Source organism: Enterobacter sp. ECC-219 (assembly GCF_043966805.1).
Lineage (GTDB): Bacteria > Pseudomonadota > Gammaproteobacteria > Enterobacterales > Enterobacteriaceae > Enterobacter > Enterobacter cloacae_N.
The window spans coordinates 1917405-1938080 of the sequence record NZ_CP143680.1; the positions used below are offsets into that span (position 1 = coordinate 1917405).

Annotated in this window: 21 protein-coding genes; 13 read left to right on the forward strand and 8 right to left on the reverse strand. The window is 57.8% G+C overall.

Translation table 11 applies throughout. The features are described from left to right. The first annotated feature begins 33 nt into the window (after positions 1–33). Positions 34–924 carry an oxidoreductase gene (locus V1603_RS08980; protein ID WP_395313799.1) on the forward strand — a complete coding sequence of 297 codons (891 nt, stop codon included), beginning with the start codon at positions 34–36 and terminating at the stop codon, positions 922–924. Here the strand turns inward: V1603_RS08980 and V1603_RS08985 are convergent. Then, positions 921–1715 (reverse strand): AraC family transcriptional regulator, encoded by a 795-nt coding sequence (locus V1603_RS08985; RefSeq protein WP_395313800.1) that lies wholly within the window; start codon positions 1713–1715, stop codon positions 921–923. The two genes, V1603_RS08980 and V1603_RS08985, sit on opposite strands and share 4 nt — an antisense overlap. Before the next feature lie 76 nt (positions 1716–1791). Between V1603_RS08985 and V1603_RS08990 the strand changes: the two genes are divergently transcribed. The 3 genes from V1603_RS08990 to V1603_RS09000 are packed head-to-tail and all read left to right on the forward strand — an operon-like array spanning position 1792 to position 4836. Next, entirely contained in the window at positions 1792–3768 is a 1977-nt protein-coding gene (locus tag V1603_RS08990; RefSeq protein ID WP_395313801.1) for an FUSC family protein, read from the forward strand. Continuing rightward, positions 3761–3976: a DUF1656 domain-containing protein gene (locus V1603_RS08995; protein WP_033144858.1), complete on the forward strand. Its 216-nt coding sequence runs from the start codon at positions 3761–3763 to the stop codon at positions 3974–3976. Before V1603_RS08990 ends, V1603_RS08995 begins: the two co-directional genes overlap by 8 nt. Beyond that, positions 3973–4836 carry an efflux RND transporter periplasmic adaptor subunit gene (locus tag V1603_RS09000; RefSeq protein ID WP_395313802.1) on the forward strand — a complete coding sequence of 288 codons (864 nt, stop codon included), beginning with the start codon at positions 3973–3975 and terminating at the stop codon, positions 4834–4836. The genes V1603_RS08995 and V1603_RS09000 overlap by 4 nt, the downstream gene beginning before the upstream one ends. 91 nt (positions 4837–4927) lie before the next feature. Here the strand turns inward: V1603_RS09000 and V1603_RS09005 are convergent, their stop codons facing one another. The 3 genes from V1603_RS09005 to V1603_RS09015 are packed head-to-tail and all read right to left on the reverse strand — an operon-like array spanning position 4928 to position 7722. Then, complete coding sequence (locus V1603_RS09005; RefSeq protein ID WP_395313803.1) at positions 4928–5788, reverse strand: SMP-30/gluconolactonase/LRE family protein; 861 nt, start codon at positions 5786–5788, stop codon at positions 4928–4930. 54 nt (positions 5789–5842) lie between these two features. After that, the gene (locus V1603_RS09010; protein ID WP_395313804.1) at positions 5843–6310 is read right to left on the reverse strand and encodes a DMT family transporter; all 468 of its coding nucleotides are present in this window, start codon (positions 6308–6310) and stop codon (positions 5843–5845) included. A 14-nt stretch (positions 6311–6324) separates the two neighbouring features. Then, a complete protein-coding gene (locus tag V1603_RS09015) occupies positions 6325–7722 on the reverse strand; it encodes an amidohydrolase family protein (protein WP_395313805.1) in 1398 nt (465 codons plus the stop codon). 128 nt (positions 7723–7850) lie between these two features. Here V1603_RS09015 and V1603_RS09020 point away from each other — a divergent pair, with 128 nt between their 5' ends. Beyond that, positions 7851–8774 (forward strand): LysR family transcriptional regulator, encoded by a 924-nt coding sequence (locus tag V1603_RS09020; protein WP_395313806.1) that lies wholly within the window; start codon positions 7851–7853, stop codon positions 8772–8774. A gap of 87 nt (positions 8775–8861) precedes the next feature. On the opposite strand, the gene V1603_RS09025 is transcribed toward V1603_RS09020, so the two are convergent. After that, entirely contained in the window at positions 8862–10052 is a 1191-nt protein-coding gene (locus tag V1603_RS09025) for an MFS transporter (protein ID WP_395313807.1), read from the reverse strand. 87 nt (positions 10053–10139) lie between these two features. Here V1603_RS09025 and V1603_RS09030 point away from each other — a divergent pair, with 87 nt between their 5' ends. Beyond that, on the forward strand, positions 10140–10934 hold the full coding sequence (locus tag V1603_RS09030) for an AraC family transcriptional regulator (protein WP_395313808.1): 795 nt from the start codon (positions 10140–10142) through the stop codon (positions 10932–10934). Between the two features lie 147 nt (positions 10935–11081). Here V1603_RS09030 and V1603_RS09035 read toward each other — a convergent pair whose 3' ends face one another. Continuing rightward, the gene (locus V1603_RS09035) at positions 11082–11537 is read right to left on the reverse strand and encodes a hypothetical protein (RefSeq protein WP_395313809.1); all 456 of its coding nucleotides are present in this window, start codon (positions 11535–11537) and stop codon (positions 11082–11084) included. Between the two features lie 397 nt (positions 11538–11934). Between V1603_RS09035 and V1603_RS09040 the strand changes: the two genes are divergently transcribed. Together V1603_RS09040 and V1603_RS09045 are read left to right on the forward strand one after the other, a co-directional pair. After that, on the forward strand, positions 11935–12753 hold the full coding sequence (locus tag V1603_RS09040; protein WP_395313810.1) for an AraC family transcriptional regulator: 819 nt from the start codon (positions 11935–11937) through the stop codon (positions 12751–12753). 75 nt (positions 12754–12828) lie between these two features. Continuing rightward, on the forward strand, positions 12829–13191 hold the full coding sequence (locus V1603_RS09045; RefSeq protein ID WP_116341315.1) for a cupin domain-containing protein: 363 nt from the start codon (positions 12829–12831) through the stop codon (positions 13189–13191). Positions 13192–13264: 73 nt separating this feature from the next. Here V1603_RS09045 and V1603_RS09050 read toward each other — a convergent pair whose 3' ends face one another. Beyond that, positions 13265–14149: a LysR family transcriptional regulator gene (locus tag V1603_RS09050; RefSeq protein WP_116341314.1), complete on the reverse strand. Its 885-nt coding sequence runs from the start codon at positions 14147–14149 to the stop codon at positions 13265–13267. A gap of 105 nt (positions 14150–14254) precedes the next feature. Between V1603_RS09050 and budA the strand changes: the two genes are divergently transcribed. The 5 genes from budA (at position 14255) to V1603_RS09075 (ending at position 18935) form a co-directional block, all read left to right on the forward strand. Further along, positions 14255–15034: an acetolactate decarboxylase gene (gene budA / locus V1603_RS09055; RefSeq protein WP_116341312.1), complete on the forward strand. Its 780-nt coding sequence runs from the start codon at positions 14255–14257 to the stop codon at positions 15032–15034. After that, positions 15006–16727, forward strand: coding sequence for an acetolactate synthase AlsS (gene alsS, locus V1603_RS09060; protein ID WP_395313811.1), 1722 nt, complete (start codon positions 15006–15008; stop codon positions 16725–16727). The genes budA and alsS overlap by 29 nt, the downstream gene beginning before the upstream one ends. 20 nt (positions 16728–16747) lie before the next feature. Next, the gene (locus tag V1603_RS09065) at positions 16748–17518 is read left to right on the forward strand and encodes a (S)-acetoin forming diacetyl reductase (protein ID WP_232935905.1); all 771 of its coding nucleotides are present in this window, start codon (positions 16748–16750) and stop codon (positions 17516–17518) included. 137 nt (positions 17519–17655) lie between these two features. Continuing rightward, the gene (locus V1603_RS09070) at positions 17656–18129 is read left to right on the forward strand and encodes a cold-shock protein (protein ID WP_116341305.1); all 474 of its coding nucleotides are present in this window, start codon (positions 17656–17658) and stop codon (positions 18127–18129) included. Positions 18130–18236: 107 nt separating this feature from the next. After that, entirely contained in the window at positions 18237–18935 is a 699-nt protein-coding gene (locus tag V1603_RS09075) for a GNAT family N-acetyltransferase (protein WP_116341787.1), read from the forward strand. A 33-nt stretch (positions 18936–18968) separates the two neighbouring features. On the opposite strand, the gene V1603_RS09080 is transcribed toward V1603_RS09075, so the two are convergent. Beyond that, complete coding sequence (locus V1603_RS09080) at positions 18969–20663, reverse strand: thiamine pyrophosphate-binding protein (protein WP_395313812.1); 1695 nt, start codon at positions 20661–20663, stop codon at positions 18969–18971. Positions 20664–20676: the final 13 nt, after the last annotated feature.

Here is a 20676-nt window from a genome sequence, read left to right on the forward strand (position 1 = left end):
CTGATAGCAGGCTTAGCAAAAGGGGAGTGACTTATGTCTGACCATCCAACCATTGCGCTGATTGGTCCCGGTGCGATTGGCACCACCATTGCCGCTGTGTTGCATGACGCGGGCCGCACGCCGCTGCTGTGCGGACGCACCGCGCATCCGGAATTACGCCTGCGCCACGACGAGGGTGAAACCGTGGTGCCCGGTCCGGTATTAACCGATCCGGCCGACATTACGCGCCCCGTCGATCTCGTTTTCGTGGCGGTAAAAACGACGCAAAATGCCGACAGCGCAGGATGGCTGCGGGCTCTGTGTGATGAAAACACCGTGGTCTGCGCGCTGCAAAACGGCGTGGAGCAAAAAGCCCAGCTTGAGCCGTGGGTTAACGGCGCAGCGGTGCTGCCGTCGGTAGTCTGGTTCCCGGCGCAGCGCGAGCCGGATGCCTCCGTCTGGCTGCGGGCGAAGCCGCGTCTGACGCTGCCGGACGTGCCGCAGGCGCAGCGGGTGGTGGAGGCGCTTCGCGATACGCGCTGCGCGGTTGAACTCTCGGCAGATTTCGCTACCGTCGCCTGGCGCAAGCTGCTACAAAACGCGGTCGCCGGGCTGATGGTGCTGGCCAACCGCCGCGCAGGGATGTTCAGGCGCGAGGATATCAGCGAGCTTGCGCTAGCCTATCTGCGCGAGGGGCTTGCCGTCGCCCGCGCTGAGGGGGCGAAGCTGGATGATGCGGTGGCGCAGGAGATTCTGGCGAACTTCCAGCGTGCGCCAGTTGATTTGGGCACGTCGATCCTTGCCGACCGTCAGGCGGATCGCCCGATGGAGTGGGATATCCGCAACGGCGTGATCCAGCGCTACGGCCGCAAGCACGGGATTGCGGTGCCCATCAGTGACGTGGTGGTGCCGCTGCTGGCGGCGGGGAGCGAGGGGCCGGGCTAACGGCCGCTGTTTTTCCGTTCGGCAAAGTAGTGGGCGGGCGTGCTGCCCATCGCTTTACGGAACATGGTGATAAACGCATTCACGGATTCGTACCCGAGCGTTGCCGCCACGTTCTGGACGGGCACGCCGCTTGCCAGCTCCCGCAGGGCAATAATCAAAAGCAGCTGCTGGCGCCATCGCCCGAAGCTCAGCCCGGTCTCGCGCTGCATCAGGCGGGCAAACGAGCGCTCGCTGAGGGCAAGCCGTTTTGCCCACTCCTTCAGAGTGCTTCTGTCCTCCGGGCGGCTGACCAGCGCGTCGGCCATGGCGCGAATTTTCGGGTCAGTCGAGACCGGCAGGCTCAGCTTCTGCTGCGGCATGCTGGCGAGCTCGTCAAGCGTGACTCTGATCAGCCTGGCGACGTGGCTGTCGGGAGGATAATCCACGCCTTCGCGCGTCAGACGATCGACCAGCTCCTTAATCAACGGCGAGATCGCCAGGGTGCAGCATCTCTCCGGCAGTACCGCCGCGCCGGGCTCAATAAACAAATAGTTGAGATGCGCGTTCCAGGTCGCCCTGGCGCTGTGCGGGATCCCGCCGGGGATCCAGACGGCGCAGTCCGGCGGCACGATCCAGATGTCATTCTCCGAGTAACAGCTGACCGCACCGTATCGGGCAATAATCAGCTGGCCCTTGCGGTGGGTATGTACCGGCACTTCCGCGGCGTAATCCACGAAGTCCAGATGACGCGCCACGGCAGGGGAGGTGGTGGCGTCAGGGTCATACAGCGTATGAGCGAGTTGAGGTTTCACGATTCTGGCAACATTTAGGTATTTTTTGACAGAATAGAGTATTTAAGGGCGTCTGTAAGCCGGTAATAATCCCGGCATGAAAAACATCTTCTCTCATCCTGTGCGCCTGCCTGACACGTTGCGAAACGACGCGGGCGCGCTGATCTACGCCGCGAAGAGCTTTGCCGCGGCGATGCTGGCTTATTACATAGCGCTCTCGATAGGCCTCGAACGTCCCTCGTGGGCCATTATTACGGTTTACATCGTGTCACAGACGTCAGTTGGGGCATCGCTGAGCCGAAGCCTCTACCGGCTGGCCGGTACCGTGGCGGGGGCCAGCGCGACCGTGCTGATTGTGCCCACCTTCGCGAATACGCCAGTCCTGTGTAGCGTGGTGCTGACGGGCTGGATCGTATTCTGCCTGTGGCTCTCCCTGCTGGAGCGCACGCCCCGGGCGTACGCCTTTGTGCTGGCCGGCTACACCGCGAGCCTGATTGGTTTTCCCGCGGTGTCCGATCCCGGCGGCATTTTTAACGTCGCCATTGTCCGCGTGCAGGAGATCGCTATCGGGATTTTCTGCGCGGCGCTGATTCACCGCTACGTGCTGCCCGCGCGCGTCTCGGGGCTGTTCAACGGGAAATTATCCCAGACGCTACAGGCCGCGCGCGGGCGGGTGGCTGATACCTTATCAGGTAAACCCGATGCGGCTTCCGCCCCTCTGCATCTGGCCCTGGCGCTGCAGTTCCTGCAGGGCATAAGCCACCATATTCCGTATGATTTTGCCCTTTCAGCTCCGGTGCGGCAGGCCAGAAAGGCGATCCACGATCGGCTGGCTCGGCTGGTTATCGTCAACTGTGAACTTCACGATCGCCTGCCAGCGATCGGAACCCTGCCCGCCGACGTGCAGGTATTGCTGGGCGACGTTCAGGCCTGGCTTGCCGTTGAAGGCGCCAGCAGCACGGCAGAGGCGCTGCGGCTCCGCTGTGCGCTTCTCGTCGATCGGTATGCCGCGCAGGCGCAGACCTTTGACGACGCGTTGCAGGTCAGTTTTATTCGCTACCTCTCGGAGGCCATCGCTCTTCTGCAGCAGTGCGAACGTCTTTCCGGGGCCATCCGCCATGCCAAACCCGTCGTTGGGGAGAGGCAAACCCGCGCGGCGAAAGGCTACGTTTTTCACCGGGATCCTCTGACCGCAGCCCGCACGGCGCTGGGGGCTTTCGCTATCATCCTGAGCGGCTGTCTGGTCTGGATCTTCTCAGCGTGGCCGGATGGCGGTACGGCGGTGTCTATCCTGGGGGTCTGCTGCACGCTGTTCGGCAGCTTCGACACTCCGGCGCCCCACATCGTGAAATACATCGTTGGCTCGTTCTGGGGCGTGGTCATTAGCCTGTTCTACAGCTTTGCGCTGCTGCCGCTGGTGAGCGATTTCCCGGTGCTGGTGGCGGTGCTTGCCCCGGCGTATCTGCTGGCCGGGTCGCTTCAGGCGCGTCCGCCCACCACGTTTATGGCGATGGGTATTACCCTGACGCTGCCCATTCTGTGCGAGCTGGGGGCGCACTACAGCGGAGATTTTGCCGTTGCGGCCAACACCGCCATCGCGCTCTTTGCCGCCACCGGCTATGCCGTCGTCAGCATGAGCCTGCTGCAAACCGTGCAGGCGGATGGTGCCATCACCCGTCTGCTGAACCTGTGCCAGCGCGACATTCGCCGCAGCGTGAAGGGCACGCTGCGGGTCGACGAAACGTACTGGATCAACCTGATGATGGACCGAACCGCGCTGTTGCTGCCACGTTTACAGCGCAGCGAGTGCGCTCCAGAGCAGGCGCTCGGTCGACTGCTGCACGCGCTGCGCCTGGGGCTGTCGGTCATGCATTTACGCCGCAGCGACACACCGCCCGAAAGGGAGGTTGCCGCGCTTTTTCATCGGATAAATGCCGCGGACCGCCACGCCTTACGCGAGCGCATCGTTACCCTTATCGAACGCCATCTGCCTGCGGCAGATGAACATACGCGCCAGTTTGTCTTCAGGCTGGTGGATCTGCACTGTGCATTACGGGAGCCGGACCATGGTTAACGATCTCAATATCGGCGGGGTTTTTATTCCGGGGCTGCTGATGGTCGCCCTCGCGGCGCTGGTCTGCACGCTGGGCCTCGTCGCGCTTTTCTCTCTCAGCAGGCTCTACCGGCGCTTGCCGTTTCGCCCGCTGATGGATGTTTCCACCTGGATTGTCACCTTTTTCCTGCTGATGCAGGGCCTGACTGCGTTGGGGTTATTATCATGAAATCACTGCTTTCTTTACTGGCTCGCTATGCGCTGACGTTAAGCGTCGTCGCGGCGGCCACGCTTCTGGCGTTTCTGATGTGGAAACACTATGCACATACGCCGTGGACCCGCGACGGCCGCGTGCGGGCGGACGTGGTGCAGATAGCGCCGGACGTCTCCGGGCCGGTCATCAGCGTGGCCGTGCGGGACAACCAGTGGGTGAACCGGGGCGATGTGCTCTACACCATCGATCCGCGCTGGCTGAAGCTGGCGGTGGTCAGCGCGCAGGCTGACGTCGAGTCGAAACGCCATGAAATGCTGATGCGCCAGGACGCGGCCCATCGCCGCACGCTGATTAAAAACGCTATTTCGAGCGAGGATTTGCAGCAAACCGGCAGCGCGGCGAACGTCGCGGCGGCCAATTATCACGGCGCGCTGGCCGCGCTGGATCTGGCAGAGCTTAATCTGGCGCACGCCACCGTCCGTGCGCCGGTTTCGGGGTACGTCACGCACCTGCGGCTTCGCCCTGGCGATTATGCGACAGCGGGGGAGACGAAGGTCGCCATCGTCGATGCCCACAGCTTCTGGGTGGTGGGGTACTTTGAAGAGACCAAGCTGCGCCATATCCGCGTCGGGGATGCCGCGCAGGTGGTGCTGATGGGGTACGAGCCGGTCATCACGGGTCACGTGGAGAGCATCGGACATGGGATCGGGGACAGCAACGATGAGACGGGCGGGCTGGGGCTGCCCGACGTCGAGCCCACCTTTAGCTGGGTCCGGCTGGCGCAGCGCGTGCCGGTGCGTATTCATATCGACAGGTTGCCGGAGGGGGTTGAGTTGGTGGCGGGGCTGTCGGCGAGCGTGGCTTTAGGGAGATAGGGAGGGAAGGTGATAGATGTGAGTATGAATGTCTGTGTTGTGCCATAAGCGGACGATTTCTCTCAGCCGGAATCAGCTCAAATGCCGGAAGTTATATTTTGTGCGCTGCAAATCGGCTTTCTGGTAATCCGGCAAAAAAAGGTGACCTAATGCTGAAAAGCGCACCGTCATAAGCGCTTGGCTCTGCGAGTCCTACCCGGGCACTGGTACAAAAAAGTGTGTTGAGTGACGAACCACCAAGCACCGGGCAGGTTGTCTGGAGGGCTGGAGCAGAAAGAATGCTGTGTATTTCTCCCCCCGGACTGTATCGAACAACCCGACTGCCGCCCCATTCTGCGTTCCACAAATAGCCCTGCGCATCAATGCAGGAACCATCAGGCGCGCCGCTGCTTTCGGTTTCGGCGAACACGTGCTGGTTCTGCAGCGAGGGGTAATCACAGCACATTATCCGACCCTGCATCGAGTCACAATAATAGAGCGTGCAACCATCGGGGCTGAAAGAGATGCTGTTCGGGATAGCGACATCGGGCAGTTCAAGCGTCTCAACAGTCAGCGTTGCCGCGTTGAGACGGTGAAACTTACCGATGACTTTAGCGGGATAACCAACATCCATCGTCCCGAAGACAAAATTACCGGCACGGTCACACCGTCCATCACCTATACGGGCACCGGTATTTCCCGGAGAAGCAACCACCGTGGTGAGCAACCCGGTATTGAGATCATAGAAAGCCAGCCTGGACGCGAGTCCCATCAGCAGAACGTGGTTTTGTTCAGTCAGGGCAAAGGAGCCAAGGCGTTCAGGCAGCGACCAGCGCATCACAGCGTCATTGCCTTCTTCTATGGCGAGCAGTTCACTGGCTTCAATGTCAGCCCAGAAGAGCCTGCGGGTTCTTTCACACCACAGCGGGCACTCTCCCAGCGTATTTCTGACATCAGCTGCAATTGAAAACATGTTAATCCTCCGGATAAAAAAGTCATACTGTACGATGGCAAGTGGATAATGCAGTTACTGCAGAAAACGTGCAGAGAGCCGATCGCCGAAAAGCATGACGGCAAGTCCGATCAGCATGACAACCATTCCCCCCAGCCTGAGTAACGAAACCGGACGCCGAACAGTGCCCAGCAAGCCAAAATGGTCAATCATCTGCGAGGAAAGCAACTGCCCGACAATCGCCAGCCCGAGCAGAGCTGAAAACCCGATTTTCGGCGCCAGCACGACATAGCTGAAAAGGGCACATGCGCCTATCAGGCCGCCCGTAAGACTCCAGAGGGGTTGTGACGGGATCGCCGCCAGCGATGTCATTAGCCCGCCCCTGAGCAGTGCGTAAATCCCCAGACTGAACGCGCCCGCCGTGAAGGAAAAGAGCGCCGCAGTGACCGGATCTCCTGCCAGTCCCCTTGCCAGCTGGCTGTTCAGGGTTGTCTGCATGGTGATCCCCAGACCTGCGGCAAACGCGATTACGTAATAAATCATTCTTTTCATCCCGGTCAGTCTGCCTGCTCCAGCGACAGGAAAGCGTCAGCAAAAATGTCAGGCTGGTAGCCAGAAGCAGCAAACAGGTGCTCACGCGACTCATCAATCGCCGTACGCAGTCGCTCGCTGTCTACGCCCAGCACCTTACCGTTCTGTTTAACGATGCGCCCGCCGATCATGACGGTATCGATGTTGCTGCGCTCGGCGGCATGTACTACCGTGCCAAAGGCATTTCCGGACGGGTACAGGTTAAGGTCACTGGCGTTAATCAGCACCAGGTCAGCCTGTTTGCCTGGCGTCAGGCTGCCCACTTTGTCCTGTAACCCTGCACAGGCTGCGCCATCAAGAGTCGCGGCCTTAAGGAGTTGCGCTGCCGGAAGCGTTTTCAGCGCATGTTCAGAATCGCAGCACTGCTGCTGATGCATGCCTATCACACGCTGCAGATAAAAAGCGACACGCATCTCCATAAACATGTCGGTGCTGTATGACGTTTCATTGTCCACGCTCAGACCGGGATGGAAGCCATGACGCTGCGCGGCCTCAATGGCGAACATCCCGCTTTCGATCCCATAGTGCGAATCTGAGCGCGGGCAGACGTTCACCCGGACACCCGCTTCCCGCAGAATTTCCCATCCCCGGTCTGGCAGCGCCGTGCAGTGATTGAAAATATTGTCCGGACCCAGCAGCCCCTGCTGATGCAGCGACTCAAGTTCAGACCCCATCTCAGCGCCAAAAAACTCAGTGACTATCGACAGTCCCAGTCTACGGGCCTCGGCCCACAACTCTGGCTCCAACTGGGCCATGACGGCGAGAGAGACCAGGCTTTCAGGGTTGTCGGTGAAATACTTCTCCTGCAGACGCTGCCAGTTGCCCGGCCAGTGCGCTTTATCCCATTCGCCGGCTACCGGTGCGCCGGAAGCATGAATGGCGCGAATGCCGCTATCAAGCAGAGCCTCGACTGCAGCGTCGGAATGCGCTGCAGTTCGGCTGTTGTGCGAGTTATCGATCATCGTGGTGATGCCCGCGTCAATAGCGCCCAGCGCCGTCAGCAGGTTACCGACATAGATATCGGCAGGACGGTAATATTTAGCGAACGAGAAGTGTGTGGCGTTGCTGTAGTCGTCCAGGCAGGTGGCGTTTGGGTTAATGCGGCGCAGCTGTCCTTCCCAGGCATGACGATGAGAATCGACCATTCCCGGCATGGCAATCATATTGGTGGCATTAATGACTTGCGCCCCCGGCACATCAAGGTTCTGGCCCACGGCGGTAATCGTTGAGCCGTTGATGAGAATATCACCACGCTCAATATTACCGATGTTCTCGTCCATGCTTAGTATCGTCGCGCCACGAATCAGCGTAGCCTGTGAAGTGACATTTTGATTGTTAACAATATTTCTGATGTAACCGGCCATAAACTTGCCTCTTTCCTGATCAATGAGGAAACAATACGCCACACCATTAGCCTGAAAAAGATGCGTAAAGTATTTTCATAATTCATAATTCTCGAATAATCAGACTCACTTTTAACTGGAGCAGAACGATGGATCGGATTCAGGCTATGCAGGTTTTCACGCGGGTTGCTGAAGCCGGGAGTTTTGTTCGCGCGGCAGAAACACTTTCACTGCCTTCTTCCACCGTCACCAGCACGATTAAAAACCTGGAGAAATACCTGCAGGTGCGTTTGCTTAACCGGACGACAAGACGGGTCAGCCTTACTCCTGAAGGCCTGCAGTATCTGGCGCAGTGCCGGGAGATCCTGTCGCTGATTGAACATAGTGAATCCAGCCTGACTGATTCCCTCAGACGCCCTCAGGGGCGGCTGCGGGTTGATATGCCTGGTGGGATCGCCCAGTTCATCGTGATGCCAAATCTGAAAGACTTCTACCGGCTCTATCCGGATATCTATCTGATGATTGGCGTGAGCGATCGGCAGGTCGATCTTGTTCAGGAAGGGGTGGATTGCGTCATCAGAACCGGGGAATTAACTGACTCCACGCTGGTTGCCCGTCCGCTTGGCCGGTTTCGCTGGGTGACCTGCGCCTCGCCGGACTATCTCAGGAAGTTCGGTGTCCCTGAGACGCCTGAAGCGTTGTCACAGCATCGGGCGATTCATTACTTTTCGGGTTCGGGAAGGCGCACCAATGAACTGCGTTTTACGTGTGGCACCGAGGCCTTCTCTGTTCCGGTTGAGGGGGATGCAGCCGTCAACGAAACGGGACTCTACATCAGACTGTGTCTTGAGGGTTTTGGGCTTGCTCAGCTTGCTGAGAATGTGATTTCGGAGAATCTGCAGCAAGGCAAACTGGTCGAGGTTCTGGCGGACTGGCAGCCATCCTCCGTGCCGGTAACGCTGCTCTATCCGCATCAGCGTTTTCTCTCTCCCGCCGTGCGTGCTTTTGCTGACTGGGTCGCTGGACTTTTCAACGTCGGCGCAGGTGAGAAAGGTCTTTCCGATAAAAGATGACTCCGATAAGAGGAAGATTCTTCAGAGCGACAATTAATAGCCCGCTCAGCAGAGGAACCGAACGATCCCCCTGCTGTGTCTGTGAATTCAGCCCGGCTGCAGTACAGGTTCCAGGTGAGCGTTTCGTCCGGCAGCGATTCCGGTGCAGGCACCTGCGACTGCGACTGCTGCGGTCATCAGTAATGGCACCGTCCAGCCTCCGGATAACTCCTGTACCTTGCCCAGCAACAGCGGCCCCATCGCCGCCATCAGATAACCGACACTCTGCGCCATGCCTGACAAGGCGGCAGCATCACCGGCGTTTTTAGTACGCAGCCCAATGAATGTCAGACCCAGCATCATGCTGGCACCAGAGCCGAAGCCGAGAAGCGCAGCCCACAGCATCGCCATATTCGGCAAATAAAGGATGCCGATAAAGGACACCGCGGTTAACAGGCTGACGCCAGCAGCAGCTAATTTCTGATCGTTGAGACGACGCAGCGTGGCCGCCAGAACCAGGCCGGGAATGGCAGTGGTCAGCTGAAGGATGCCGTGTACCTCGCCAGCCTGAGCAGAGGAGAGTCCACTGTCCGTAAGAATGGCCGGCAGCCAGCCCACCGCAACATAAAACGGCAACGCATTCAGGCCCATAAACAGGGTGACCTGCCATGCCAGAGGCGAGCGCCAGACCGCGACGGACACCGCTCGTTTCTCCGCCGCTGCTGGCAACTGATGCTTGTTCGCTAACTGAGGCAACCATAAAAGCAGCGCAAGGAGCGGTGCTATAACCAGCATGGCTAATGCGATGTTCCAGCCCCAGCTCTGCGTCAGAGGAATGACAATGGCTGAACCAATGGCACCAGCGGCACCCATAGTGATGGAATATGCCCCTGTCACGGAAGCCACGTTGCCGGAAAAATCACGTTTAATAAGGCCTGGCAGAAGCACATTGCCCAGGGCAATCCCGATACCTATTAATATGGTTCCGCCATAAAGCGCCCCGACGCTGCCTGTGGAGCGAAGCAGGATGCCCGCTGAAATCACGGCGAGAGCACCAAATAGGGTACGATCCAGACCGTACTTGCGGGAGATGGATGCGCTCAGGGGGGAAAACGCGGCAAAGGCCAGTAAAGGTAGCGAGTTAAGCAACCCAACGGCTGTGATACTAAGCCCAAAATCATGGCGGATAGACTCTAAAACGGGTGCAATAGCGGTAAAAGGAACACGCAGGTTAATGGCAATAAAAAGGATGCCGGTCACAAGTATGATTGAAGACCACTTGTTCGTCGTTTGGGACATAAATTTTGCTTTCTCTGGAAAAAAGAAAGACTTTAAAGAACACATGAGTTACAGAATATAGATAACCTGACAACATATAGCTAAATCATGCCAGTTAATAAAAAACCTGTGACCTCGCCGGAGGAGTTTAACGCCGATGCTTTCAGTCAGGCTGCTATTGCCCTGCATGTATCATCGTCAGGCGAGTATGCCGGGCAGAGTCCGCACGCTCATCGCAAGGGACAACTTATTCTCTCTTTGCACGGTGCAGTAAGCTGTGAGGTTGAGGATGCGCTGTGGCTTGTTCCACCGGGACATGCAGTCTGGGTTCCGGGTGAAATCCCTCATAGTTGCCGGGTCACGAAGAATGCAGATACCTGCTTTCTGTTTATAGAACCCGGAGCGGGAGCGATGCCGGAAATCTGCTGTACCCTGGCGATTACGCCTCTGGTCCGCGAGCTTGTTCTGTATCTTGCAGAGCAGGAACAGGCTTATTCTCCTGACAGTAAAACTGCCAGGCTCGCAGCGGTGCTGCTGGAACATATTCCGGAGGCGCCGGTGAATGCGCTCCATCTTCCCGTATCCGATCATCCTAAAATCCGGAAGATGGCTTCGGCACTTTTTAATGAACCTGATGACCGGCGAACGTTAAAGCAATGGGCTGCTCATCTGGCCATCAGCGAGCGATCTCTGGCCAGACGGATAAAAGAGGCAACAGGAATGAGCTTTGGTCGCTGGCGTCAGCAACTGCATTTGATGATAGCCCTGAGCCATCTGGCAGAAGGTCAGTCTGTGCAGCGCGTCGCCGGAATGCTGGGATATGATTCGGTCAGCGCGTTTATTACGATGTTCAGAAAAGCACTGGGTAAATCACCGACGCAATATTTTTCGTCTCTAACCTAATGCAAAACAACACAAAACGGATTTTTATAAAGAACGCCCGGGTCCGCTCTTCGCTCTTAACGGACATTCAACAAACAACTTTGTACTTTGAGTAAGGCCGAAATCATGCTTATTACCTCGCAGAATTCCGGCCTTCAGTCACCCGCCTCAGTGCGCCGTTATATAAGGCTCCTTCACAAATTCAGACAGCAGCCAGACCATATCATGCAGCAGCCCGGTGAGTTCTTTCGCCACGCTCGCAGGCAACGTTCCGCCCATCACCGCCAGCGTTAACGCCACGGCATAATCCACCTGCAACGCCGTTTCCTGCCAGCAGTCCGGCACACTGGAGGTAATCTTTTCCCCTGCGATCAACTGTTCAACCAGATACGACGGAAGCTCCGAGTCACAGCACTCACGCAGCCGCTTAAGCGCAGCCAGCAATCGCTTGCAGAGTGTGGCAAACGTCACCGTATCGTCAGTGTCCACCAGCACGCTAACATACGCAGTGCAGGCGTCAGCCAACTCAAAGAGATCAGCAGAATCGGGAAGTTGCAGGTGAAGAAGGTGATGAACAGCACTTTCCTCAGAAAGCGCGTAAGACAGGGAAGGGATAGTTGTCATGTGATTTTCCTTTTTAAACTTACTCCAGACCACCACATAAGTTCCTACGCTCATGGGTGGTAGCGCTGACGGAGGTAGGAATACCGCACATGACAAAGCGGCCAACCTTTCGGTTGCTCCGCCAGCGCGACCGTATTTTAACGGGATGAACGCTGTCGCGACAAAAATAATTGCCGAGTCATGTTAAACGGGTTCCTACGCCCGGTTACGGATGTGCCGCAACGCAGGCACTTTACGACTGCGAAGAAGGGATTAAAAGGGATCCCCCTGAATTACATAAGGTTACTTGCAGGTTTGCGAGGAGTCTTCCAGAAAACCCTGTCATCAATATCTTTCCAAATGCCACTCCATGCGTCTATGGTGTTACTTCCCCTTCTACTTTTATCAGGTTGCACATATGCCGAGCGCCAGCGAGAGCAAAGACTGGGTCAAATTTGCGCAAACGTCAGGGAAAATAGAGCGCATAGAGGCGTATTTCAGCGGACATGGCTATGAGCCACATCGGCATGACACCTACGCGATAGGCAGAACCTTGTCCGGGGTGCAGAGCTTTCACTATCGGGGCAGTCAACAACACAGCCTTCCGGGCGGGACGATGGTTCTGCACCCGGACGAAGTGCATGACGGAGAGGCGGGGACGACTGAAGGATTTCAGTATCGGATGCTGTATATCGATCCGGCGTTAGTTCAGAAAATCCTGGGCGGAAAACCGCTGCCGTTTATTCCCGGCGGGATCTCATCCGATCCCCGGCTTTTTGCGGCGACCGAATCCTTGCTAAAAGCACCAGAAGAACCTGTCGATACGCTGGAAGAAGAGGATGCGCTTTACGATCTGGCCAACACGCTGGCCATGGTGGGAGGACAACGCTTTCGTCGATGCGCATTCGATTATCGTCGCGCAGAGCGTGCACGCGAATATATTCAAACAGAATTCAGCCAGGACATTACGCTCGACACGCTATCCGAGGTCAGCGGCAGGGATCGCTGGAGCCTGAGTCGGGATTTTCGTGCACTTTACGGAACAAGCCCGTATCGGTATGTGACGATGCGGCGTCTTGAATATTGCCGACGTTTGATTGAAAAAGGCCTGTCTCTTGCTGAAGCGGCCGTTGAGGCCGGGTTTTCTGACCAAAGTCATATGACTCGCCAGTTTATCAAAACGCTGGGGATCTCACCGGGACGCTGGCAGAAAATCATCCAAAACAGCCGCACCTGAGCTGCACAATCATTCAAGACCGGCGCAACGGCCTTACTCTATCCTGGACACTTCTCAACCATAGGGAGTGTCACCATGTATCAACCCATTAATCTGGAAAATAAATTTTCCCTCTTCGACGCGCACTGGCAGCCGAAGGTCATCGCTCAGATGAATGACTACCAGTTTAAGATTGTGAAAATAGAGGGAGATTTTATATGGCACGCGCATCCTGAAACCGACGAAGCATTTATCGTGGTTGAGGGTGTGTTACGTATTGATTTTCGTGACGGGCACGTGCTCGTTAATCCGGGGGAATTGTACGTTGTGCCGAAAGGCGTTGAACATAAGACGTCTGCTGAAACGACGGTAAAAATGATGATGATAGAACCTTGCGGGGTTCTGAATACGGGACACGAAGGCGGGGATCGCACCGCAGAGAACGATGTCTGGATTTGACGACGAAGGATGACTTGCCGGGTGGCGGCTGCGCCTTACCCGGCCAACAAACCCTCAAAACCCCGATAAGCCGCTATGATTCCTCGCTCATCATCGTCAAAAACCGCCTCACCGTCCGCGAGCGTTCAAAACGCCGCCAGCACAGCGCGATATCGGTATAAAGCGCCGGTGAGCTTAGCGCATGATAGGTCACATTCGGCGGTGAAATGGCCGCCATGGATTTCGGCACCAGCGCAAACCCGCCGCCGGCGGAGACCATGCTCAGGGACGACGAAAGCTGTGACGATTGCAGCGCGTGCTGCACGTCAATTCCGGCCCGCTCGCAGCAGCCGTGCACCCGGTCATACAGGCCCGGCGCGACCTCCTGCGGGAACAGCACCACCGGCGTACCCCGAAGCTGCTCTAACGCCAGCGAACCGCAAGCCGCCAGCGGATGGTCGCGATGCAGCGCCACCACCATCGGCTCCCGGTCGAGGATTTTAATTTCAAACATCTTACTGCTCTCGCACGGCAGGCGTACGAAGGCAATATCCAGTTCACCCTCCGCCAGCATCGTCGTCAGCGACGACATATTGGCCTCCACCTGGTGAACCTGCACCGCCATGTTCTGCACCTGAAACTGGCGAATCAGCGCGAAAATTTTTGGGTGAAAGGCATCTGAACTGGTGATCCCAATCGACAGATTGCCGTTCAGCCCGCGCGCGATGCCGCGGGCCTTTTCCAGCGCGGCATCGCTCAGCGCCAGGATCTTACAGGCATCCTCATAGAACGCTTCTCCCGCCTCGGTCAGCTCCACGCCCCGTGTCAGGCGTCTGAACAGCGGCGTGCCGACTTCCTCTTCAAGCCGTTTGATCTGCTGACTCAGAGGAGGCTGTGAAATACCCAGCGCTTCGGCCGCCCGGGTGAAGTGTCGCTCGCGTGCAACCGCGACAAAATACCGCAGATAACGAAGTTCCATATCTAAAACGTCTCAAACCAGCATGGTTTCTATATTGGAACTCTCTGCTGAATCGGGTCAACATTTATTTAACCTTTCTAAATAAAGTTGAAGAGGACGAGCACGATGACGCATTCATCTGCCTGCGACTGTGAGGCCAGCCTGTGCGAGACCCTGCGCGGGTTCTCAGCCCAGCATCCTGACAGCGTGATCTACCAGACATCGCTAATGAGCGCCCTGCTAAGCGGCGTGTACGAAGGGGAGACGACGATCGCCGACCTGCTGGCACACGGTGATTTTGGTCTCGGCACCTTTAACGAGCTGGACGGTGAAATGATTGCCTTCAGCAGCCAGGTCTACCAGCTGCGCGCCGACGGCAGCGCCCGGGCCGCGAAGCCGGAGCAGAAAACGCCGTTTGCGGTAATGACCTGGTTCCAGCCGCAGTACCGCAAAACCTTCGATGCGCCGGTCAGCCGTCAGCAGATCCACGACGTGATTGACCAGCAGATCCCCTCCGACAACCTGTTCTGCGCGCTGCGCATTGACGGCAATTTCCGCCACGCCCACACCCGCACCGTACCGCGCCAGAAGCCGCCGTACCGGGCGATGACCGACGTGCTGGATGATCAGCCGGTGTTCCGCTTTAACCAGCGTGAAGGGGTGCTGGTCGGGTTCCGCACCCCGCAGCATATGCAGGGCATTAACGTGGCGGGGTATCACGAACACTTCATTACCGACGACCGTCAGGGCGGGGGCCATCTGCTGGACTACCAGCTGGAGAGCGGCGTGCTCACCTTCGGCGAAATACACAAGCTGATGATTGACCTGCCCGCCGACAGCGCGTTCTTACAGGCCAACCTTCACCCCAGCAATCTTGATGCAGCGATCCGTTCCGTCGAAAACTAACAGGAGAACTACCGTGAACAGTGAGAAACAGTCACGTCAGTGGGCGCACGGCGCCGATATGGTTGTCGGCCAGCTGGAAGCGCAGGGCGTGAAGCAGGTGTTCGGGATCCCGGGTGCGAAAATCGACAAGGTATTTGATTCCCTGCTGGACTCCTCCATTGAGATCATCCCGGTGCGTCATGAGGCCAACGCGGCGTTTATGGCGGCGGCGGTCGGGCGGCTAACCGGCAAGGCCGGGGTGGCGCTGGTCACCTCCGGGCCGGGCTGCTCTAACCTGATCACCGGTATCGCCACCGCCAACAGCGAGGGCGACCCGGTGGTGGCGCTGGGCGGGGCGGTGAAGCGGGCGGATAAAGCCAAGCTGGTGCACCAGAGCATGGACACCGTCGCCATGTTCAGCCCGGTCACCAAATACGCCGTGGAGGTCAGTTCACCGGACGCCATTGCCGAAGTGGTATCGAACGCGTTTCGCGCCGCCGAGCACGGCAGGCCGGGGGGCGCGTTCGTCAGCCTGCCGCAGGATATTGTCGACCAGCCCGCGACGGGCGCGATTTTACCCGCCAGCGGTCCGGCGCTGATGGGCCCGGCGCCGGAATCAGCCATTAACGACGTGGCGAAGCTTATCGAAAACGCCAAAAACCCGGTCATCTTACTCGGCCTGATGGCCAGCCAGCCCGCCAACAGCGCCGCGCTGCGCAAGCTGCTGGAGAAAAGCCGCATTCCTGTCACCAGCACCTATCAGGCCGCCGGGGCGGTAAACCAGGAACACTTCACCCGCTTTGCCGGACGCGTCGGCCTGTTCAATAACCAGGCGGGCGACCGGCTGCTGCATCTGGCGGATCTGATTATCTGCGTAGGCTACAGCCCGGTGGAGTACGAGCCGTCCATGTGGAACAGCGGCGACGCGACGCTGGTGCACATCGATGTCCTGCCCGCCTATGAAGAGCGTAACTACGTCCCGGATCTGGAGCTGGTGGGGGATATCGCCGAAACGCTGAACCTGCTCGCAAACCGGATCGACCATAAGCTGGAGCTGAGCCAGCGTGCGTCAGAAATTCTGGTCGATCGCCAGCATCAGCGGGATCTGCTCGATCGCCGTGGCGCCTCGCTCAACCAGTTTGCCCTGCACCCGCTGCGCATCGTGCGTGCCATGCAGGATATCGTGAATAACGACGTGACGCTTACCGTGGATATGGGCAGCTTCCACATCTGGATCGCCCGCTACCTCTACAGCTTCCGGGCGCGTCAGGTGATGATCTCCAACGGTCAGCAGACCATGGGCGTCGCCCTGCCGTGGGCCATTGGCGCATGGCTGGTGAACCCGGGCCGCAAGGTTGTGTCGGTCTCCGGTGACGGCGGTTTTTTACAGTCGAGCATGGAGCTTGAAACCGCAGTGCGCCTCAACGCCAACGTGCTGCACATCATCTGGGTGGATAACGGCTACAACATGGTGGCCATTCAGGAAGAGAAAAAATACCAGCGCCTTTCCGGCGTAGAGTTCGGCCCTGTCGATTTTAAAGCGTATGCCGACGCCTTCGGCGCGAAGGGCTTTGCCGTGGAGAGCGCCGAGGCGCTGGAACCCACGCTGCGTGCGGCAATGGATGTGGACGGCCCTGCCGTGGTGGCCATTCCCGTCGACTACAGCGATAACCCGCTGCTGATGGGCCAGCTCCATCTCAGCCAGATTTTGTGACTCAATATAAGGACAGAGAAATGCAAAAAGTTGCTCTCGTAACAGGCTCAGGCCAGGGGATTGGTAAAGCGATCGCGCTTCGCCTGGTGAAGGATGGCTTTGCCGTCGCCATCGCCGACTATAACGTTGAGACGGCAAAAGCCGTCGCCGATGAAATCACCCGCAACGGCGGTAAGGCCGTCGCCGTGAAGGTCGATGTCTCTGACCGCGAGCAGGTATTTGCGGCGGTGGAGAAAGCGCGCACCGCGCTGGGCGGCTTTAACGTTATCGTGAATAACGCCGGGATTGCGCCGTCCACCCCCATCGAATCCATCACGCCGGAGATTGTCGACAAGGTCTACAACATCAACGTGAAAGGGGTGATCTGGGGCATTCAGGCTGCCATCGAGGCGTTTCGCAAAGAGGGGCACGGCGGCAAAATCATCAACGCCTGCTCCCAGGCGGGCCACACCGGCAACCCTGAACTGGCGGTGTACAGCTCCAGCAAGTTCGCGGTGCGCGGCCTGACTCAGACCGCAGCGCGAGACCTTGCGCCGCTGGGCATCACCGTTAACGCCTACTGCCCGGGCATCGTTAAAACGCCGATGTGGGCGGAAATCGACCGTCAGGTCTCCGAGGCGGCGGGTAAACCGCTTGGCTACGGGACTGAAACCTTTGCCAAACGCATTACGCTTGGCCGTCTGTCCGAGCCGGAAGACGTCGCCGCCTGCGTCTCATACCTGGCCGGGCCGGATTCCGACTACATGACCGGCCAGTCGCTGTTGATTGATGGTGGGATGGTGTTCAACTAAAAACGTAATACTAATAAGCTCTGACATGAGTTTTCCCCTGCCTCCGTGCAGGGGCTTTTTTTTGTCTCCTCAGCCATTGTGCATTACACTGCGCGCTGCAAAACTTTAGTCTTGAGATCTGACAGGCGGTAACAGCGATGAACGGTACAATCACAACGTGGTTTAAAGATAAAGGCTTCGGATTTATCAAAGATGAAAACGGCGACAACCGCTATTTTCATGTGATTAAGGTCGCCAACCCCGATCTGATTAAGAAAGATGCCGCGGTGACCTTTGAGCCAACCACCAACAACAAAGGCCTTTCCGCCTATGCGGTGAAGGTGATCCCGGAAAGCAAACATCTCTTTATTGCGGGCGAGCGCGTGAAGCTCTCCTCGATCAAATCCTTCGTGGTGTTCAGCGAAGAAGAGCCGGTTGAGACTAAAATCGACAAAGAGAATGCGGTGCTGTCGGTGGGGCTGCTGATGAACAGCATCAAGCCGAAATCCGACAAGAAGCCGGGCGAAATGCGCACGGTGAAGAAGCTGGCGATCACCACCTTCCAGAACACAACGATGATCTTTACCGAAGATGAGATCGACATCGACGCTACGGTGAAGCTGCTTAAGTGATTTTATGCCGGGTAGCGGCGACGCGTTACCCGGCCTGCACGTTCTCCCTTTCCGACCGCTTTTTAACCTGCTATAACAAACTCCTTACCTTTCAGGGAGTCACCGCCGTGCCCGAAATCAATCAACATGGTCAAACCGTTAACGATATCGTCCCGGACTGGAAATGCGCTCGCGTCTTAACCCGCACCCCGCTCACCGGTCAGTATTGCCGCCTGGAGCCGCTGGACGCGGATCGCCATTCGGCTGATTTATACGAAGCTTACGCGCTGGGTGATGACAGCGACTGGACGTGGCTTGCAAGTACCCAGCCAGAAAGCGTGGAAGCCACCGCGCACTGGGTGCTCGGCAAGGTGATGGATGACGATCTGGTCCCGTTTGCGGTAATCGATTTACGCACTGAAAAAGCGGTAGGGCTGGTGAGCTACATGGCGATTGAGCGGTTTCAGGGCTCGGTGGAAATCGGCCACGTCACCTGGTCGCGCAGGATGAAAGGCACCCGCATCGGCACCGAAGTGGTCTGGCTGCTGCTGAAAAATGCCTTCGAGCACAAGTACCGTCGGCTGGAGTGGAAGTGTGATTCAATGAACACCGCCTCACGCCGCGCGGCGGAGCGGCTGGGGTTCGTCTGGGAAGGACGCCTGCGCCAGAAGCTGGTGCGCAAGGGCCGCAACCGCGACAGCGATATGCTTTCGATTATTGACGGCGAATGGCCGCAAAGGGATGCGGAGCTGCGCGCCTGGCTGGCGGCGGAGAATTTTGACGCCCAGGGGCGGCAGATTAAGCGGCTGGAGGCGTTTCGTTTATAAGCTTTTTATGTAGGGTACAGCGCAAAGATGTAGTTAATCCGCGGAAATCGCGATTTCAATCAGGTTGGTTTTTCCTGACTGCAGTCCGCGGGTTACCGCTTCGGCGATGTCTGCGGCATCGGTTATCCGACAACAGCGAATGCCCATGGCGGTGCCCAGCGACTGAAAATCGATGTGCGGGTTAACCAAATCCATCCCGATAAAGCGCCCCAGCTGCGTCGAGCTGTAGCCCGGCTGGCCCTTCATAAAGTTTTTAAGAACGTTGTACTCCCGGTTGTTCATGACGATAAAGGTGACCGGCAGATTTTCGTGTGCCGCCGTCCAGAGCGCCTGCGGTGAATACAGCGAAGCGCCGTCGCCCATCAGGCACACTACCGGCTCGCGGCCCAGCCCCAGCGAGTGGCCCACCGCCGCAGGCATACCCCAGCCCAGACCGCCGCCGCGCATGAAATAGTAGCGCTGGTGCTGCGGGTCGGAGATAAAACGCCGGACATGTCTGGCTGTGGCAATCGCTTCATCAACAATGGTGACGCCCGGCGGAACGGCTTTGATGACTTCATAGGCCGCCACCATCGGCGAAATAGCCGGGCGCAGCCGCTCGGCAGCCAGACGTTCTTCCTGCAGTTGCCACTCTTTTTCACGTTCAGCGCATGCCGTTTTGAGCAGCCGCTGATGCGTCAATTTGCCTGCCACCAGGCGCTGCTCAAGCAGAGGTAAGAGCGCCTTCAGGGAGAGTTTGATATCCCCCATCACCGACAGGCGTGTAGCGTAGGTGCGGCCCAGCTCGTTCATGTCGGCGGAAAGCTGGTAGACCGCGCATGAGCCCGGAATCGCGTCTCCTTCGCTGTATAATATGGTGATCAGGCTTCTGCCGCCGATGATAAACACCGCGTCGTAGGCGTTAACGATGCTGGCAATTTCACTGGCGGTGGTAGGCATATTGCCGCGCCAGAGGGCATGCTGCGTGGGAAAGGGCAAATTCAACGGCCACGATGAGCCGTAAACGTGTGCACCTAGCGCTTCTGCAAGCTGGACAATCTCCGGCGTTGAGCCGCTGGAGTGAACTTCATCCCCCGCCACAATCATGATCCTGCCGGGCGTAACCTGGCTCAGGTCCGCCGCCAGCTCGTCCAGCGAGCCCGCGACGGTGTGATAGTTCACTTTGGAGGCCGTTTGTATCCCGGCGTCGCTCAGCTCTTCCATCACGTTCATTGGCAGAGAGAGCAATACGGGACCGGCGGGGGGATAGCTGGCAGCGTGGAACGCGCGACGCACAAGAACCGGGAGCTGGTCGGCGCTGGTGACCTCCTGCGCCCATTTCACCACCGGCGATCCAATGGAGACTATGTCATCGTACAGGAGCGGGTCGCGCACGTAGTGCCGCGTGTCCTGCTGCCCGACGGTGACAACCAGCGGCGTTTTCATGATCCGCGAGTTGATTAAATTTCCCATTCCGTGCCCGAGACCGCTGGCGGTGTGCAAATTGATAAAACCGGTCTTGCCGGAGGCTTTCGCGTAGCCGTCAGCAATGGCAACCACGCTGCTCTCCTGGAGCGCCAGAATATAATGTATATTTTCATGCCGGAGCAGGGCGTCAATCAGCGGGAGTTCCGTCGTGCCGGGGTTGCCAAATATATATTCCACGCCTTCACTCTCAAGAACCTCAAGGAGAATGTCTGCACCTGTTCGCATATTTAAATCTGATAAGGACGTTAATGACTTAATCATAATGACACCTCAT

Excerpts from the sequence above, each read along its gene's own strand:
- V1603_RS08980 (WP_395313799.1), top strand. The coding sequence starts at position 34 with ATGTCTGACCATCCAACCATTGCGCTGATTGGTCCCGGTGCGATTGGC.
- V1603_RS08990 (WP_395313801.1), top strand. The coding sequence starts at position 1,792 with ATGAAAAACATCTTCTCTCATCCTGTGCGCCTGCCTGACACGTTGCGA.
- V1603_RS08995 (WP_033144858.1), top strand. The coding sequence starts at position 3,761 with ATGGTTAACGATCTCAATATCGGCGGGGTTTTTATTCCGGGGCTGCTG.
- V1603_RS09000 (WP_395313802.1), top strand. The coding sequence starts at position 3,973 with ATGAAATCACTGCTTTCTTTACTGGCTCGCTATGCGCTGACGTTAAGC.
- V1603_RS09005 (WP_395313803.1), bottom strand. The coding sequence starts at position 5,788 with ATGTTTTCAATTGCAGCTGATGTCAGAAATACGCTGGGAGAGTGCCCG.
- V1603_RS09010 (WP_395313804.1), bottom strand. The coding sequence starts at position 6,310 with ATGATTTATTACGTAATCGCGTTTGCCGCAGGTCTGGGGATCACCATG.
- V1603_RS09015 (WP_395313805.1), bottom strand. The coding sequence starts at position 7,722 with ATGGCCGGTTACATCAGAAATATTGTTAACAATCAAAATGTCACTTCA.
- V1603_RS09020 (WP_395313806.1), top strand. The coding sequence starts at position 7,851 with ATGGATCGGATTCAGGCTATGCAGGTTTTCACGCGGGTTGCTGAAGCC.
- V1603_RS09025 (WP_395313807.1), bottom strand. The coding sequence starts at position 10,052 with ATGTCCCAAACGACGAACAAGTGGTCTTCAATCATACTTGTGACCGGC.
- V1603_RS09030 (WP_395313808.1), top strand. The coding sequence starts at position 10,140 with ATGCCAGTTAATAAAAAACCTGTGACCTCGCCGGAGGAGTTTAACGCC.
- V1603_RS09035 (WP_395313809.1), bottom strand. The coding sequence starts at position 11,537 with ATGACAACTATCCCTTCCCTGTCTTACGCGCTTTCTGAGGAAAGTGCT.
- V1603_RS09040 (WP_395313810.1), top strand. The coding sequence starts at position 11,935 with ATGCCGAGCGCCAGCGAGAGCAAAGACTGGGTCAAATTTGCGCAAACG.
- V1603_RS09045 (WP_116341315.1), top strand. The coding sequence starts at position 12,829 with ATGTATCAACCCATTAATCTGGAAAATAAATTTTCCCTCTTCGACGCG.
- V1603_RS09050 (WP_116341314.1), bottom strand. The coding sequence starts at position 14,149 with ATGGAACTTCGTTATCTGCGGTATTTTGTCGCGGTTGCACGCGAGCGA.
- budA (WP_116341312.1), top strand. The coding sequence starts at position 14,255 with ATGACGCATTCATCTGCCTGCGACTGTGAGGCCAGCCTGTGCGAGACC.
- alsS (WP_395313811.1), top strand. The coding sequence starts at position 15,006 with ATGCAGCGATCCGTTCCGTCGAAAACTAACAGGAGAACTACCGTGAAC.
- V1603_RS09065 (WP_232935905.1), top strand. The coding sequence starts at position 16,748 with ATGCAAAAAGTTGCTCTCGTAACAGGCTCAGGCCAGGGGATTGGTAAA.
- V1603_RS09070 (WP_116341305.1), top strand. The coding sequence starts at position 17,656 with ATGAACGGTACAATCACAACGTGGTTTAAAGATAAAGGCTTCGGATTT.
- V1603_RS09080 (WP_395313812.1), bottom strand. The coding sequence starts at position 20,663 with ATGATTAAGTCATTAACGTCCTTATCAGATTTAAATATGCGAACAGGT.